The sequence below is a fragment of the Micromonospora sp. CNZ299 genome (assembly GCF_002754415.1).
In genome coordinates, this window is the sequence record NZ_PEFG01000001.1 from 3796932 (window position 1) to 3811802 (window position 14871).

Here is a 14871-nt window from a genome sequence, read left to right on the forward strand (position 1 = left end):
TCGCTCCTTCTCTCGGCTACCGACAGACCGTACGATCGAATCCGGACAGGATCCGCCCGGTTTGGAGGAGTGGCCCGTGTCACATCCCGCCGGTCGGGTGCTGGCTCTGCTGGAGTTGCTCCAGGCCCGGCACCGCGCGACCGCCACCGAGTTGGCCGCACGGCTCGGCGTCGACGAGCGGACCGTGCGCCGGTACGCGGCCACCCTGGTCGAGCTGGGCATCCCGGTCACCGCCGACCGGGGCCGCCACGGCGGCTACCGGCTGCACCCGGGCTACAAACTGCCACCGTTGATGCTCACCGACGACGAGGCGGTGGCGGTGCTGCTCGGCTTGGTCGTCGCCGAGCGGGTCGGGCTGGCCACCGAGCAGCCCGCCACGGCCACGGCACTCGCGAAGATCCGTCGGGTGCTGCCAGCGGCGCTCGCCGACCGACTCGCGGCCGTGCAGGAGCACCTCGGCTTCACCCTGCGACGCCCCGAGCCGGAGCTGCGGCCGACGTCGGGCACCCTGCTCGCCCTGGCCTCGGCCGCCCGGCACCGGCAGCGGGTGGCACTGGACTACCGCTCCTGGCGCGGTGAGCAGTCGCACCGGGAGCTCGACCCGTACGGTCTGGTCTTCCACTCCGGCCGGTGGTACGTCACCGGCCACGACCACCGGCGCGGCGAGGTCCGCACGTTCCGGTTGGACCGCATCGGCACCGTGACGCCGGGCGGGGCGACGTTCACCGTCCCGGAGGGCTTCGACCCGGTGGCGCGGGTGACCCGGTCACTGGCCGGTGTGCCGTACACACACGAGGTCGAGGTGCTGCTGGAGACCGACCTGGTCACCGCCCGTCGCCGCATCCCGCCCAGCGTGGCCGAGCTGACCGCCGCCACCGACGGGGTGCTGCTGCGGGCCCGGGCGGAGAGCCTGCCGGGTATGGCCGCGCTGCTCGCCGGCCTGGGCTGCCCGTTCACGGTGCGACACCCGGACGCGCTGCGCGCCGAGGTGGCCGAGCACGCCCGACTGCTCGCCGACTGGGCGGCCCGGCCAGCAGGTGGGCAGCCGCCCGCACCACGTCGTCCGCTCGACTAGGCTGCCGGCGATGGACGAGGTGACCCGGATTCCGGTCGGCGGCGAGCGACCGTACGACGTGTTGGTGGGGCGTGACCTGCTGGGCGCGCTGCCCGGCCTGCTGCCCGGCGCGAGCCGTGCGGCGGTGCTGCACGCGCCCCCGCTCAAGGCCCTGGCGGACGCGCTCGGCGAGCGGCTGCGCGCCGCCGGCATCGAGCCGCTGCCGATCGAGGTGCCCGACGCCGAGTCGGGCAAGCAGATCGACGTGGCCGCCGGCTGCTGGGACCGGCTCGGGGCCGCCGGCTTCACCCGTACCGACGCTGTCGTCGGGGTGGGCGGCGGCGCGGTGACCGACCTGGCCGGGTTCGTCGCGGCCTGCTGGTTGCGCGGGGTGCGCTGGGTTCCGGTGGCGACCTCGCTGCTGGGCATGGTCGACGCCGCTGTCGGCGGCAAGACGGGCATCAACACGGCCGCCGGCAAGAACCTGGTGGGCGCGTTCCACCCGCCGGTCGGTGTGCTGGCCGACCTGGCCACCCTGGACAGTCTGCCCGCTGTCGACCTGGCGGCCGGGCTCGCCGAGGTGGTCAAGTGCGGGTTCATCGCCGACCCGGCGATCCTGGACCTCGTCGAGCGCGACCCGGAGGCGGCCACCGACGCACGCGGCCCGGTGACGCGGGAGCTGATCGAGCGGGCGATCCGGGTCAAGGCCGACGTGGTCGCCGGTGACCTGCGCGAGTCGGGCGTGCGGGAGGTGCTCAACTACGGTCACACCCTCGCCCACGCGATCGAGCAGAACGAGGGCTACCGCTGGCGGCACGGTCACGCCGTCGCCGTCGGTCTGGTGTACGCCGCCGCGCTGGCCCGGCTCGCCGGCCGGCTCGACGTCCCGACCGCCGACCGGCACCGGGTCACCCTGACCGCGCTCGGTCTGCCGGTGAGCTACCCGGCCGACGCCTGGCCGCAGCTGCTGGCCGCGATGCGGGTCGACAAGAAGGCCCGGGGCAGTCGGCTGCGCTTCGTGGTGCTGGACGGGCTGGCCCGCCCGGCGATGCTGGAGGGCCCGGACGACGCGGTGCTGGAGGCCGCCTACCGGGAGGTGGCAACGCCGTGAAGGTCCATGTCCTGAACGGGCCGAACCTGGGCCGGTTGGGCACCCGCGAGCCCGAGGTGTACGGCGCGACCACCTACGCCGACCTGGTGGCGCTCTGCGAGCGCACCGGAGAGCAACTGGGGTTGGACGTGACGGTCCGGCAGACCGACGCCGAGCACGAACTGCTCGGTTGGCTGCACGCCGCCGCCGACGAGGCTGCCGCGGTGGTGCTCAACCCGGCCGCCTGGTCGCACTACTCGTACGCGGTGCGCGACGCATGCGCCATGCTGCGGGGGCCGTTGGTTGAGGTGCACCTCTCCAACATCCACGCCCGCGAGGAGTTCCGGCACCACTCGGTGGTGTCCGCGGTGGCGACCGGGGTGATCTGCGGTCTCGGCATCGACGGTTATCGCCTCGCACTGCACCACCTGGCCGCCCGAGCCGCCTGACCGGCGGCTTCCCGCCCCGCCGCACCCGACCTTTCACCGTCTTTCGCGCCGGTCTGTGGCAAATCACCGATTGTGATCGCCAACTCTCGTCGGCGAGCGTCACTCCGCGTCCCCCGCCCGGCGTTAGGGCACCTGCCTGCTAGCTCCCTTTGCTCTGCACCTGCGGATGCGACAGGGCGGTGAGCTGCTTTTATGTGAGCTGCGTTGCCGTAGGGGCGACGGCCTGCCGGTACGGTGCGTGACTGTCGCATATAGGTATGCAAAGCAAAGGGGGTCGACCAGGGGAGGGGCGCCTTCCCTGGAGAGGCACTCTGCGTTATCTGCGTGGGTGTCGATGCCCAAGGGGTGGCCCGCGCCGAAGTAGGGCGGTCAGCGAGTCTCGGCGCAGCTAGTAGACTCGTAAGGTCTGTCCGCCAATTGATGATCAAGGCAGGAAATGGCCTCCACCAACGACCTCAAAAACGGCCTGGTTCTCAACCTGGACGGCGAGCTCTGGGCCGTCGTCGAGTTCCAGCACGTCAAGCCCGGTAAGGGTGGTGCCTTCGTGCGCACCACGCTGAAGAACGTGCTGTCCGGGAAGGTGGTCGACAAGACCTTCAACGCGGGCACCAAGGTCGAAACCGCGACCGTTGACAAGCGCACGATGCAATACCTCTACGCCGACGGCGAAGACTTCGTCTTCATGGATCTGGAGACCTTCGACCAGATCACCGTGCCCGGTGGCACCGTCGGTGAGGCAGCCAACTACCTGCTGCCCGAGGCAGAGGCGACCGTCGCCCAGCACGAGGGGGTGCCGCTCTACATCGAGCTGCCCACCAGTGTCGTGCTGGAGGTCACCTACACCGAGCCGGGCCTGCAGGGCGACCGTTCGACCGGTGGCACCAAGCCGGCGACCGTGGAGACCGGTGCCACAGTGCCGGTTCCGCTGTTCATCACCACCGGTGAGAAGATCAAGGTCGACACCCGCGACGGCCGTTACCTCGGCCGCGCCTGATGGCTGAGGGTTCCAAGCAGCAGATGCCGGCGCGCCGCAAGGCGCGCAAGCGGGCGCTGGATGTCCTCTACGAGTCCGACCTACGAGACAAGCCTCCGGTGGAGGTGCTCGCCGGCTACGTGCAGCGGATCGAGCAGCCCCGACCGGAGCACCTGGGCTACGCGGTGGGCCTGGTCGAGGGTGTCGCCGAGCACCTTGACCGGATCGACGAGCTCATCGCCAGTTACGCCGAGGGATGGACGCTGGAGCGGATGCCGGTCGTCGACCGGAATCTGGCCCGGATCGCCGTCTACGAGCTGCTCTACGTCGACGAGATCGACGACGCGGTGGCGATCAGCGAGGCCGTTGAGCTGGCCCGCCAGATGTCCACCGACGATTCGCCGCGCTTCCTCAACGGGGTGCTCGGCCGGATCGCCGAGTACGCCACCCGCTGAGCGTCGCACCGACGAACGCCGCAACGCGAAAGGGCCCGTGCCATCCGGCACGGGCCCTTTCGGTGAAGCCGCAGATCAGGTGAAGCGACAGCTCAGGAGGCGAAGAACGCCCGAGGGTCGGCCACCAGCACACCGTGCTCGGTGAGCCGCTCGATCAGGCCCGACGGTGAGGCGTCGTACACGATCGCGAGTGCCCGCAGGTCGTCGGCGCGGATGGAGAGCACCCGGCCGTTGTAGTCGCCGCGCTGCTGCTGGATGGCGCGGGCGTAGCGCGCGACGTAGGCCAGGTCCTCGGAGGCCTCGTCGTAGAGCCGCTCCAGGTCCAGGACGATCTTGCTGGTGGGCTCGTGACGGACGCCACTGCCGTCAGGCAGCAGCTCCGAGACGGGGACACGGTAGAACTCGGCCAGCTCGGCCAGACGGGACACCGTCACGGCCCGGTCGCCACGCTCGTACGAGCCGACCACCACGGCCTTCCACCGCCCGTTCGACTTCTCCTCCACACCCTGCAGGGAGAGACCCTGCTGCTGGCGGATGGAGCGCAGGCGGGCGCCCAGAGACTTGGCGTATTCAGAGGGCATTCGGACACTCCCAGTGCTGCTCGGGGTTCTCCCGTCGATCGCTACGGAGCGTGACGGTACGGGGAATGGGACACGTGGTCAAGTGGTCGTGACCCTACCGTTGGGGAGCGTCTGGGAAGTTATCCCCTTTCGTGGTGCTGATCCGGTGGTCAGTGGCCGCCGTCCATCGGCCCGGTGACCACTGGTAACGTGGCGTGAAGCCCCGGCTCAGGAGCGCTCTGCGGTCCGGCCGGAGGTGCCCGACATCCTTTAACGACCCGTCCAGTGAGGCGGGGAAGGAGGTCCGCCGTGGCATACCCACCGGCTGCCCGCTCGTCACCACCGCGACAACCCTCGGTGAAGGTGATCCTCGCCAGCGCCGACGTGCAACGCGTGGTCGACCGCATCGCCCACCAGATCCTGGAGAAGACCCAGGGTGCCGCCAACACGGTGCTTCTTGGGATTCCCACCAGAGGAACCCCCCTCGCTCGGCGGCTCGCCGACCGGATCAGCACCTTCGAGGACGTCGCCGTTCCGGTCGGTGTGCTCGACATCACCCTCTACCGCGACGACCTGCGCCGGCACGCCACCCGCGCGATCGGCCCGACCGAGCTGCCGCCCGGCGGCATCGACGGCAAGCGGGTCATCCTCGTCGACGACGTGCTGTTCTCCGGCCGCACCGTCCGGGCCGCGCTCGACGCGCTCAACGACGTGGGCCGCCCAGCGTCCGTGCAGCTCGCCGTCCTGGTCGATCGCGGCCACCGGGAGCTGCCGATCCGCGCCGACTACGTCGGCAAGAACATCCCGACCTCGCTCGCCGAGAGCGTGAAGGTGACGCTCGCCGAGACCGACGGGACGGACGAGGTCAAGCTCTACGGGGGACCCACCTCATGATCAAGCATCTGCTCTCCGGCGCCGACCTGGACGCCGCGACCGCCACCGAGATCCTGGACACCGCCGCCGAGATGGCCACCGTCGCCGGCCGGGAGATCAAGAAATTGCCCGCGCTGCGCGGCCGGACCGTGGTGAACCTCTTCTACGAGGACTCCACCCGCACCCGGATCTCCTTCGAGGCGGCGGCGAAGCGGCTCAGCGCCGACGTGATCAACTTTTCCGCGAAGGGGTCCAGCGTCACCAAGGGCGAGAGCCTGAAGGACACCGCGCTGACCCTGCAGGCCATGGGCGCCGACGCCGTGGTCGTCCGGCACCCGGCCTCCGGCGCGCCGCACCGACTGGCCAACTGGGTCGACGGGTCGGTCGTCAACGCCGGCGACGGCACCCATGAGCACCCCACCCAGGCGCTGCTGGACGCGTACACCATGCGGTCCCGGCTGGGCCGGTTGGCCGGCCTGTCGGTGGCGGTCGTCGGGGACGTCCTGCACTCCCGGGTCGCCCGCTCCAACGTGCTGCTGCTCTCCACCCTCGGCGCCAAGGTCACCCTGGTCGGCCCGCCCACCCTCATCCCGGTCGACATCGCCGGAGCGTTGGCGCCGGCCACCGACGTCTCCTACGACCTGGACTCGGTGCTGCCGAATGTCGACGTGGTGATGATGCTGCGGGTGCAGCGGGAACGGATGAACGACTCCTACTTCCCCTCCGCGCGCGAGTACGCCCGCCGCTACGGGCTGGACGGCCCGCGGATGCGCCGGCTGCCGGAGCACGCGATCGTCATGCACCCCGGCCCGATGAACCGGGGGATGGAGATCACCCCCGAGGTCGCCGACTCACCCCGCTCCACCATCGTCGAACAGGTCACCAACGGGGTCTCCGTGCGGATGGCTGTCCTTTACCTGCTGCTCGGAGGGAACAACCGGTGAGCGCGTACCTGATCACCAGCGTGAGCGTCGTCGGCGGCCCGCCGACCGATCTGCTGATCCGCGACGGCGTGGTGGCCGAGGTCGGCGCCGGCCTGTCCGCGCCGGACGCCACCGTCATCGACGGCACCGGGCTGGTCGCCCTGCCCGGCCTCGTCGACCTGCACACCCACCTTCGCGAACCCGGCAGGGAGGACGCCGAGACCGTCGAGTCCGGGTCCCGCGCGGCGGCGATGGGGGGCTACACGGCGGTCTGCGCGATGGCCAACACCTCCCCGGTCGCGGACACCGCCGGCGTGGTCGAGCAGGTCTGGCGGCTCGGCCGCGAGGCCGGGCTGGTCGACGTGCAGCCGATCGGCGCGGTCACCGTCGGGCTCGCCGGCGAGCGGCTGGCCGAGCTGGGCGCGATGGCCGACTCCGCGGCCCGGGTGCGGATCTTCTCCGACGACGGGCACTGCGTCGCCGACCCGCTGCTGATGCGCCGGGCCCTGGAGTACGTCAAGGCGTTCGACGGGATCATCGCCCAGCACGCTGAGGAGCCCCGGCTCACCGAGGGCGCCCAGATGCACGAGGGTGAGGTCTCCACCCGGCTCGGGCTGATCGGCTGGCCGGCGGTCGCCGAGGAGGCGATCATCGCCCGCGACGTGCTGCTCACCGAACACGTCGGCAGCCGACTGCACGTCTGCCACGTTTCCACCGCCGGCAGCGTCGAGGTGCTGCGCCAGGCAAAGGCACGCGGCGTACGCGTCACCGCCGAGGTCACCCCGCACCACCTGCTGCTCACCGACGAGCGTGCGGAGAGCTACGACCCGGTATTCAAGGTCAACCCGCCGCTGCGAACGGCCGCGGACATCGCCGCGCTGCGCGCCGCGCTCGCCGACGGTGTGATCGACGTGATCGCCACCGACCACGCCCCGCACGCCGTGGAGGACAAGGAGTGCGAGTGGGCGTACGCCCGGCCGGGGATGCTCGGCCTGGAGACCGCCCTGTCCATCGCGCTCGACGTGCTCGGTCCCGAGTGGGACCTGATCGCCGAGCGGATGTCGCGCACCCCCGCCCGGATCGCGGGGCTGACCGGGCACGGCATCGACCCGGCACCCGGCGTGCCGGCCAACCTGACCCTGATCGACCCGGCCGCCCACCGCACCATCGAGCCGGCGGAGCTGGCCAGTCGCAGTCGCAACACCCCGTACGCCCGCATGACGCTGCCGGGTCGCATCGTGGCGACCTTCCTGCGTGGCGAGCCGACGGTCCTGGACGGAAAGGCTGTCAAGTAATGGTCAAGCGCAGACCCGCAATCCTGGTCCTGGAGGACGGGCGCACGTTCCCCGGTGAGGCGTACGGCAGCGTCGGGGAGACCTTCGGCGAGGCGGTCTTCAACACCGGCATGACCGGCTACCAGGAGACACTCACCGACCCGTCGTACCACCGGCAGGTGGTGGTGCAGACCGCGCCGCACATCGGCAACACCGGAGTCAACGGCGAGGACGACGAGTCCGGCCGGATCTGGGTGGCCGGTTACGTCGTACGCGACCCGGCCCGGATCGGCTCGAACTGGCGCGCCACCGGCGGCCTGGAGGACCGGCTCGCCACCGAGGGTGTGGTGGGCATCAGCGGGGTGGACACCCGGGCGCTGACCCGGCACCTGCGCGAGCGTGGCGCCATGCGGGTGGGCATCTCCAGCGTCGACAACGACCCGCAGAGCCTCCTGACCCGCGTCCGCCAGGCACCGCAGATGGTCGGCGCGGACCTGTCCGCCGAGGTGACCACCGCCCAGCCGTACGTCGTCGAGGCTATCGGCGAGCACCGGTTCACCGTGGCGGCCCTCGACCTGGGCATCAAGCGCAACGTGCCGCGGCGACTCGCCACCCGTGGGGTGACCACCCACGTGCTGCCGGCCTCGTCGAGCATCGACGACCTGCTCGCCACCGGCGCCGACGCGATCTTCCTGTCGCCCGGTCCGGGCGACCCGGCCACCGCCGACGCCCCGGTGGCGCTGGCCCGGGAGGCGCTGCGGCGGGAGGTGCCACTGTTCGGCATCTGCTTCGGCAGCCAGATCCTCGGCCGGGCGCTCGGCTTCGGCACCTACAAGCTGGGCTACGGCCACCGGGGGATCAACCAGCCGGTGCTCGACCGGGTCACCGGCAAGGTCGAGGTGACCAGCCACAACCATGGCTTCGCCGTGAAGGTGCCGGGCGCGGGTGCTGGCGCGGTGGTCCCCGACCAGGTGATCGACACCGACTTCGGCGGCGTCCAGGTGTCGCACGTCTGCCTCAATGACAACGTGGTCGAGGGGCTGCGGGCCGTGGACGTGCCCGCGTTCACGGTGCAGTACCACCCGGAGGCGGCGGCCGGCCCGCACGACGCGGACTACCTCTTCGACCGATTCGCCGACTTGATCGAGGGTCGGAACCACAGCAGGGGGCGCAGCAATGCCTAAGCGGACCGATCTCAAGCACATTCTCGTGATCGGCTCCGGGCCGATCGTCATCGGGCAGGCCTGCGAGTTCGACTACTCCGGCACCCAGGCGTGCCGGGTGCTGCGCAGCGAGGGGATCCGGGTCAGCCTGGTCAACTCCAACCCGGCGACGATCATGACGGACCCGGAGTTCGCCGACGCCACCTACGTCGAGCCGATCACCCCGGAGTTCGTGGAGCTGGTCATCGCCAAGGAGCGCCCCGACGCGATCCTGGCGACCCTCGGCGGGCAGACCGCGCTGAACACGGCCGTCGCGCTGCACGAGGGCGGCGTCCTGGAGAAGTACGGCGTGGAGTTGATCGGCGCGAACATCGACGCCATCAACCGGGGCGAGGACCGGCAGCTGTTCAAGGAGATCGTGGCGAAGGCCGGGGTCCGCCTGGGCGTCGACGACCCGACCGGGCTGGTGCCCCGCTCCCGGGTCTGCCACTCGATGGACGAGGTCGAGGCGACCGTCGCCGAGCTGGGCCTGCCGGTGGTGATCCGGCCGTCGTTCACCATGGGTGGCCTGGGCTCCGGCATGGCGCATACCCCGGAGGACCTGGCCCGCATCGCCGGCGACGGCCTGTCCGCCAGCCCGGTGCACGAGGTGCTCATCGAGGAGAGCGTGCTCGGTTGGAAGGAGTACGAGCTTGAGCTGATGCGCGACCGGCGGGACAACGTCGTGGTGGTCTGCTCGATCGAGAACATCGACCCGATGGGCGTGCACACCGGCGACAGCGTCACCGTGGCCCCGGCCATGACGCTCACCGACCGGGAGTACCAGCGCCTGCGTGACCTGGGCATCGCCGTGCTGCGCGAGGTCGGGGTGGACACCGGCGGCTGCAACATCCAGTTCGCGGTCAACCCGGTCGACGGCCGGATCGTCGTGATCGAGATGAACCCCCGGGTGTCGCGCTCCTCGGCGCTGGCCTCCAAGGCGACCGGCTTCCCGATCGCGAAGATCGCCGCGAAGCTGGCCATCGGCTACACCCTCGACGAGATCCCCAACGACATCACCCTGAAGACCCCGGCGGCGTTCGAGCCGACCCTGGACTACGTGGTGGTGAAGATCCCCCGGTTCGCGTTCGAGAAGTTCCCCGGTGCGGACCCGGAGCTGACCACCACGATGAAGTCGGTGGGTGAGGCGATGAGCCTCGGGCGCAACTTCACCGAGGCGCTGAACAAGGCGATGCGCTCGATGGAGACCCGATCATCTGGTTTCTGGACCACTCCAGACCCGGAGGGCGCCACTCGCTCGGACACTCTCGCCGCGTTGCGGATCCCGCACGACGGCCGGCTGTACACCGTCGAGCGGGCGCTGCGCCTCGGCGCGTCGATCGCCGAGGTCGCCGAGGCCTCCGGCGGAATCGACCCGTGGTTCCTCGACCAGATCGCCGCCCTGATCGAGCTGCGTACGGAGATCGTGGACGCGCCGGTGCTCGACGCCGACCTGTTGCGGGTGGCGAAGCGGGCCGGGCTGTCCGACCGGCAGCTCGCCGCGCTGCGCCCGGAGCTGGCCGCCGAGGACGGCGTACGGACCCTGCGGCACCGCCTCGACGTGCGCCCGGTCTACAAGACGGTGGACACCTGCGCGGCCGAGTTCGAGGCCACCACGCCGTACCACTACTCGACGTACGACCTGGAGACCGAGGTCGTGCCGTCGGACCGGCCGAAGGTGCTGATCCTGGGCTCCGGCCCGAACCGGATCGGGCAGGGCATCGAGTTCGACTACTCCTGCGTGCACGCGGTGCAGGCGCTGCGTGCGGCCGGCTACGAGACGGTCATGGTCAACTGCAACCCGGAGACGGTCTCGACCGACTACGACACCGCCGACCGGCTCTACTTCGAGCCGCTGACCTTCGAGGACGTCCTGGAGGTCTGGCACGCGGAGGACTCGTCCGGCCGGGCGGCCGGCGGGCCGGGCGTGGTCGGGGTGGTCGTACAGCTCGGCGGGCAGACGCCGCTGGGCCTGGCGCAGCGGCTCAAGAACGCGGGCGTGCCGATCGTCGGCACCTCCCCGGAGTCGATCCACCTGGCCGAGGAGCGCGGCGCGTTCGGTACGGTGCTGGCCCGGGCCGGGCTGCGCGCGCCGGCGCACGGCATGGCCACGTCCTACGACGAGGCCAAGACGATCGCCGACGAGATCGGTTACCCGGTGCTGGTCCGGCCGTCGTACGTGCTGGGCGGTCGGGGCATGGAGATCGTCTACGACGACCCGACGCTGCGCGACTACATCGGACGCGCCACCGACATCTCCCCGGATCACCCGGTGCTGGTGGACCGGTTCCTCGACGACGCCATCGAGATCGACGTGGACGCGCTCTGCGATGCCGACGGTGAGGTCTACATCGGCGGCGTGATGGAGCACATCGAGGAGGCCGGCATCCACTCCGGCGACTCGTCCTGCGCGTTGCCGCCGATCACCCTCGCCGGCTCGCACCTGGCCGAGGTGCGCCGCTACACCGAGGCCATCGCGCGTGGCGTCGGCGTCCGCGGCCTGCTCAACGTGCAGTACGCGCTCAAGGACGACGTGCTCTACGTCCTGGAGGCCAACCCGCGGGCGTCGCGGACCGTTCCGTTCGTCTCCAAGGCGACGGCGGTGCCGCTGGCCAAGGCGGCGGCCCGGATCGCGCTCGGCGCGAGCATCGCCGAGTTGCGCGCCGAGGGCCTGCTGCCGGCGACCGGGGACGGGGGCACGATGCCCGCCGACGCGCCGATCGCGGTCAAGGAGGCGGTGTTGCCGTTCAAGCGCTTCCGGACGCGCGCCGGCAAGGGGATCGACTCGCTGCTGGGGCCGGAGATGAAGTCGACCGGCGAGGTGATGGGCATCGACACCAACTTCGGGCACGCGTTCGCCAAGAGCCAGTCGGCCGCGTACGGCTCGCTGCCGACCGCCGGGAAGATCTTCGTGTCGGTGGCCAACCGGGACAAGCGTGGCATGATCTTCCCGATCAAGCGGCTGGCCGATCTGGGCTTCGAGATCGTCGCGACCGCCGGCACGGCCGAGGTGCTGCGCCGGCACGGCATCGCCTGCGAGCAGATCCGTAAGCACTACCAGGCCGGTGAGGGCGACGACGCGGTGTCGCTGATCGGTGGCGGCCACGTGGCGTTGGTGATCAACACACCGCAGGGCTCGGGTGCCAGTGCCCGCTCGGACGGCTACGAGATCCGCAGCGCGGCCGTCACCGCCGACATCCCCTGCATCACCACGGTTCCCGGCGCCGCCGCGGCAGTGATGGGCATCGAGGCGCGGATCCGCGGCGACATGCAGGTACGCCCCCTGCAGGACCTGCACGCCACCCTGCGGGCGGCCCAGTGACCCTGTTCGAGCGGGTGGTACGCCCCCAGTTGTTCCGGCTCGGCGGTGGGGACGCCGAGGTGGCGCACGAGTGGACACTGCGGCGGTTGAGCGCGCTGTCGCGGCGTCCGGTGGCCCTGGCGGCGCTGCGGGCCCGGTACGCGGTCAACGCGCCGCGCACCGTGTTCGGCGTGCGGTTCCCCAACCCGGTCGGGCTGGCCGCGGGCATGGACAAGGACGGCGCGGCGCTGCCGGCCTGGCCGGCGCTCGGCTTCGGTTTCGTCGAGGTCGGCACTGTCACCGCGCACGCCCAGCCGGGCAACCCACGGCCGCGGCTGTTCCGCCTGCCGGCCAGCGAGGCCGTGGTCAACCGGATGGGCTTCAACAATGCCGGGGCCGCCGCGCTGGCCACCCGGCTGGCGGCGCTGCCGCGCCCGCTCGGGGTGCCGTTGGGCATCTCGCTGGGCAAGTCCAAGGTGACCCCGCTCGACGAGGCGGTCGAGGACTACCTCGCCTCGTACCGGGCGTTGCGCGGGCACGGCGACTACTTCGCCGTGAACGTGTCCTCACCGAACACCCCGGGGCTGCGCTCGTTGCAGGACCGCGCCCACCTGGACGCGCTGCTCGGCGCCCTGGTGGGGGAGAAACCGGTGCTGGTCAAGATCGCGCCGGACCTGACCGAGGCGGCGATCGCCGAGCTGCTGGAGGTGTGCCTGGCCCGGGGCGCCGCCGGGGTGATCGCCACCAACACCACCCTGGCCCGTACCGGTCTGGCCACTGTGGACGCCGAGCGCGGCGCCCAGGCGGGTGGTCTGTCCGGTCGGCCCCTGACCACGCGGGCCCGCGACGTCGTCGCCTTCGTGCACTCCGAGACCGGTGGTCGGCTGCCGATCGTCGGCGTCGGCGGGGTGCTCGACCCGGACGACGCGGCACGGATGTTCGACGCAGGCGCGTCCCTGGTGCAGCTCTACACCGGCTTCATCTACCGAGGGGCGGCCCTGGTGCGCGCCGCCGCCCGCGCGACGGCCGCAACCGTGGCACCGGAACCGGTCGCCGGTCGGTGACCGCCCCCGGTCCGGTGCTGGCCCGGCGCAAACGGGCGCCGAGCCCGCTGCGCGCCGAGGAGCCCACCCCGGCTGTTGCCCCTTTGCTCTGCACCCGTGGATGCACCACCCGGAGCGCGACGCCCAGCCACCGGGTGTCGCGTCCCCGGGTGTCGCGTCCGTGGTTGTCGCGTCCGTGGGTGTCGCGTCCGTGGGTGCAGAGCAAAGGCAGCGGACAGGGGAGCGGCGGCGGCGCGGGAGGCGGCGACGGCGAGGTTCGACCCGGCCGCAGGACGTCCGCCGTCCGGGCCGCCTGAGGCACGAAGGAGTACGCGTGACACCCGAGGAGATCCTGGCCGCCGACCGGGCGCACGTCTGGCACCCGTACGCCGCGCTGCCGCCGACGAACCCGCCCTACGTGGTGCGGAGCGCCGAGGGGGTACGACTGCGGCTGGCCGACGGGCGGGAGCTGGTGGACGGGATGTCGTCCTGGTGGGCGGCGATCCACGGGTACCGGCACCCGGTGCTGGACGCGGCGGTGACCGATCAGCTCGGCCGGATGAGTCACGTGATGTTCGGCGGACTCACCCACGAGCCCGCCGTGCAGCTCGCCCGGACCCTGGTCGAGCTGACCCCGGAGGGCCTGGAGCACGTGTTCCTGGCCGACTCCGGCTCCGTCAGCGTGGAGGTGGCGGTGAAGATGTGCCTGCAGTACCAGCGGGCCGTCGGGCAGCCGCAGCGACGCCGGCTGGCGACCTGGCGGGGCGGCTACCACGGCGACACGTTCCACCCGATGAGCGTCTGCGACCCGGAGGGCGGCATGCACCACCTCTGGGGCGACGTGCTGCCCCGTCAGGTGTTCGCGCCGGTTCCGCCGGGCGGCTTCGACGACCCGCCCGACGACGCGTACGTGGCGGCGTTGGTGGAGACCGTCGAGCGGTACGCCGACGAGCTGGCCGCGGTGATCGTCGAACCCGTCGTCCAGGGCGCCGGCGGGATGCGTTTCCACCACCCGGGTTACCTGCGGGTGCTGCGCGAGGTGACCCGCGCCCACGGGGTGCTGCTGATCTTCGACGAGATCGCCACCGGGTTCGGCCGTACCGGTGCGATGTTCGCGGCCGAGCACGCCGGGGTGACCCCGGACGTGCTGTGCGTGGGCAAGGCACTCACCGGGGGCTACCTGACGCTCGCGGCGACGCTCTGCACCCCTGAGGTCGCCCGTGGTATCTCCGCCGCCGGCGTGCTGGCGCACGGGCCCACGTTCATGGGCAACCCATTGGCCTGCGCGGTGGCCAACGCCTCCATCGGGCTGCTGCGGGCCGGGGACTGGGCGGGGCAGGTCGCCAGGGTCGGCGCCGGTCTGCGTGCCGGTCTGGAGCCCCTGCGCGGCACGCCGGGCGTCGCCGACGTGCGGGTGCTCGGCGCGATCGGGGTGGTGCAGCTCGATCACGAGGTCGACCTCGGCGCGGCCACCAGGGCCGCAGTCGAGCAGGGGGTGTGGTTGCGCCCGTTCCGCGACCTGGTCTACACGATGCCGCCGTACGTCACCGACGACGTCGACCTGGCTCGGATCGCGACTGGCGTCGCGGCGGCGGTGGCGGCCGGCTGAACCGGTAGTGGTCGACGGGTACCCGGGAGGCGGTCCGCCGCCCGGCAGGAGGAGAGAGGGAGTAC

The 14871-nt window shown here is 71.6% G+C and carries 13 protein-coding genes; 12 read left to right on the forward strand and 1 reads right to left on the reverse strand.

Annotated elements, in window-relative coordinates:
* The first annotated feature begins 76 nt into the window (after positions 1 to 76).
* The 5 genes from CLT68_RS17745 to nusB all read left to right on the forward strand — a co-directional run bounded on the left by CLT68_RS17745 (position 77) and on the right by nusB (position 4021).
* On the forward strand, positions 77 to 1075 hold the full coding sequence (locus CLT68_RS17745) for a helix-turn-helix transcriptional regulator (RefSeq protein ID WP_099852260.1): 999 nt from the start codon (positions 77 to 79) through the stop codon (positions 1073 to 1075).
* A 10-nt stretch (positions 1076 to 1085) separates the two neighbouring features.
* Complete coding sequence (gene aroB, locus CLT68_RS17750; RefSeq protein ID WP_099852261.1) at positions 1086 to 2165, forward strand: 3-dehydroquinate synthase; 1080 nt, start codon at positions 1086 to 1088, stop codon at positions 2163 to 2165.
* The gene (gene aroQ, locus CLT68_RS17755; RefSeq protein WP_099852263.1) at positions 2162 to 2593 is read left to right on the forward strand and encodes a type II 3-dehydroquinate dehydratase; all 432 of its coding nucleotides are present in this window, start codon (positions 2162 to 2164) and stop codon (positions 2591 to 2593) included. The genes aroB and aroQ overlap by 4 nt, the downstream gene beginning before the upstream one ends.
* A gap of 436 nt (positions 2594 to 3029) precedes the next feature.
* Positions 3030 to 3587, forward strand: coding sequence for an elongation factor P (gene efp / locus CLT68_RS17760; protein WP_007458344.1), 558 nt, complete (start codon positions 3030 to 3032; stop codon positions 3585 to 3587).
* Between the two features lie 23 nt (positions 3588 to 3610).
* Complete coding sequence (gene nusB / locus CLT68_RS17765) at positions 3611 to 4021, forward strand: transcription antitermination factor NusB (protein ID WP_172862180.1); 411 nt, start codon at positions 3611 to 3613, stop codon at positions 4019 to 4021.
* A gap of 92 nt (positions 4022 to 4113) precedes the next feature.
* Here nusB and bldD read toward each other — a convergent pair whose 3' ends face one another.
* Positions 4114 to 4602, reverse strand: coding sequence for a transcriptional regulator BldD (gene bldD / locus CLT68_RS17770; protein ID WP_007458348.1), 489 nt, complete (start codon positions 4600 to 4602; stop codon positions 4114 to 4116).
* A 288-nt stretch (positions 4603 to 4890) separates the two neighbouring features.
* Here bldD and pyrR point away from each other — a divergent pair, with 288 nt between their 5' ends.
* The 7 genes from pyrR to CLT68_RS17805 all read left to right on the forward strand — a co-directional run bounded on the left by pyrR (position 4891) and on the right by CLT68_RS17805 (position 14806).
* Positions 4891 to 5475 carry a bifunctional pyr operon transcriptional regulator/uracil phosphoribosyltransferase PyrR gene (pyrR, locus tag CLT68_RS17775; RefSeq protein WP_088947454.1) on the forward strand — a complete coding sequence of 195 codons (585 nt, stop codon included), beginning with the start codon at positions 4891 to 4893 and terminating at the stop codon, positions 5473 to 5475.
* Positions 5472 to 6398: an aspartate carbamoyltransferase catalytic subunit gene (locus tag CLT68_RS17780; RefSeq protein WP_088947455.1), complete on the forward strand. Its 927-nt coding sequence runs from the start codon at positions 5472 to 5474 to the stop codon at positions 6396 to 6398. Before pyrR ends, CLT68_RS17780 begins: the two co-directional genes overlap by 4 nt.
* Positions 6395 to 7672: a dihydroorotase gene (locus CLT68_RS17785; protein WP_099852264.1), complete on the forward strand. Its 1278-nt coding sequence runs from the start codon at positions 6395 to 6397 to the stop codon at positions 7670 to 7672. Before CLT68_RS17780 ends, CLT68_RS17785 begins: the two co-directional genes overlap by 4 nt.
* Complete coding sequence (gene carA, locus CLT68_RS17790; RefSeq protein WP_088947457.1) at positions 7672 to 8835, forward strand: glutamine-hydrolyzing carbamoyl-phosphate synthase small subunit; 1164 nt, start codon at positions 7672 to 7674, stop codon at positions 8833 to 8835. The genes CLT68_RS17785 and carA overlap by 1 nt, the downstream gene beginning before the upstream one ends.
* On the forward strand, positions 8828 to 12175 hold the full coding sequence (gene carB / locus CLT68_RS17795) for a carbamoyl-phosphate synthase large subunit (RefSeq protein ID WP_099852265.1): 3348 nt from the start codon (positions 8828 to 8830) through the stop codon (positions 12173 to 12175). Before carA ends, carB begins: the two co-directional genes overlap by 8 nt.
* Positions 12172 to 13218, forward strand: coding sequence for a quinone-dependent dihydroorotate dehydrogenase (locus tag CLT68_RS17800; protein WP_199177073.1), 1047 nt, complete (start codon positions 12172 to 12174; stop codon positions 13216 to 13218). The genes carB and CLT68_RS17800 overlap by 4 nt, the downstream gene beginning before the upstream one ends.
* A gap of 313 nt (positions 13219 to 13531) precedes the next feature.
* Complete coding sequence (locus CLT68_RS17805; RefSeq protein WP_099852267.1) at positions 13532 to 14806, forward strand: adenosylmethionine--8-amino-7-oxononanoate transaminase; 1275 nt, start codon at positions 13532 to 13534, stop codon at positions 14804 to 14806.
* The last annotated feature ends 65 nt before the right edge of the window (positions 14807 to 14871 follow it).

Bases quoted from the DNA above. Each gene is read 5' to 3' on its own strand.
- carB (WP_099852265.1), top strand. From the start codon at position 8,828: ATGCCTAAGCGGACCGATCTCAAGCACATTCTCGTGATCGGCTCCGGG.
- nusB (WP_172862180.1), top strand. From the start codon at position 3,611: ATGCCGGCGCGCCGCAAGGCGCGCAAGCGGGCGCTGGATGTCCTCTAC.
- carA (WP_088947457.1), top strand. From the start codon at position 7,672: ATGGTCAAGCGCAGACCCGCAATCCTGGTCCTGGAGGACGGGCGCACG.
- efp (WP_007458344.1), top strand. From the start codon at position 3,030: ATGGCCTCCACCAACGACCTCAAAAACGGCCTGGTTCTCAACCTGGAC.
- CLT68_RS17780 (WP_088947455.1), top strand. From the start codon at position 5,472: ATGATCAAGCATCTGCTCTCCGGCGCCGACCTGGACGCCGCGACCGCC.
- aroB (WP_099852261.1), top strand. From the start codon at position 1,086: ATGGACGAGGTGACCCGGATTCCGGTCGGCGGCGAGCGACCGTACGAC.
- bldD (WP_007458348.1), bottom strand. From the start codon at position 4,602: ATGCCCTCTGAATACGCCAAGTCTCTGGGCGCCCGCCTGCGCTCCATC.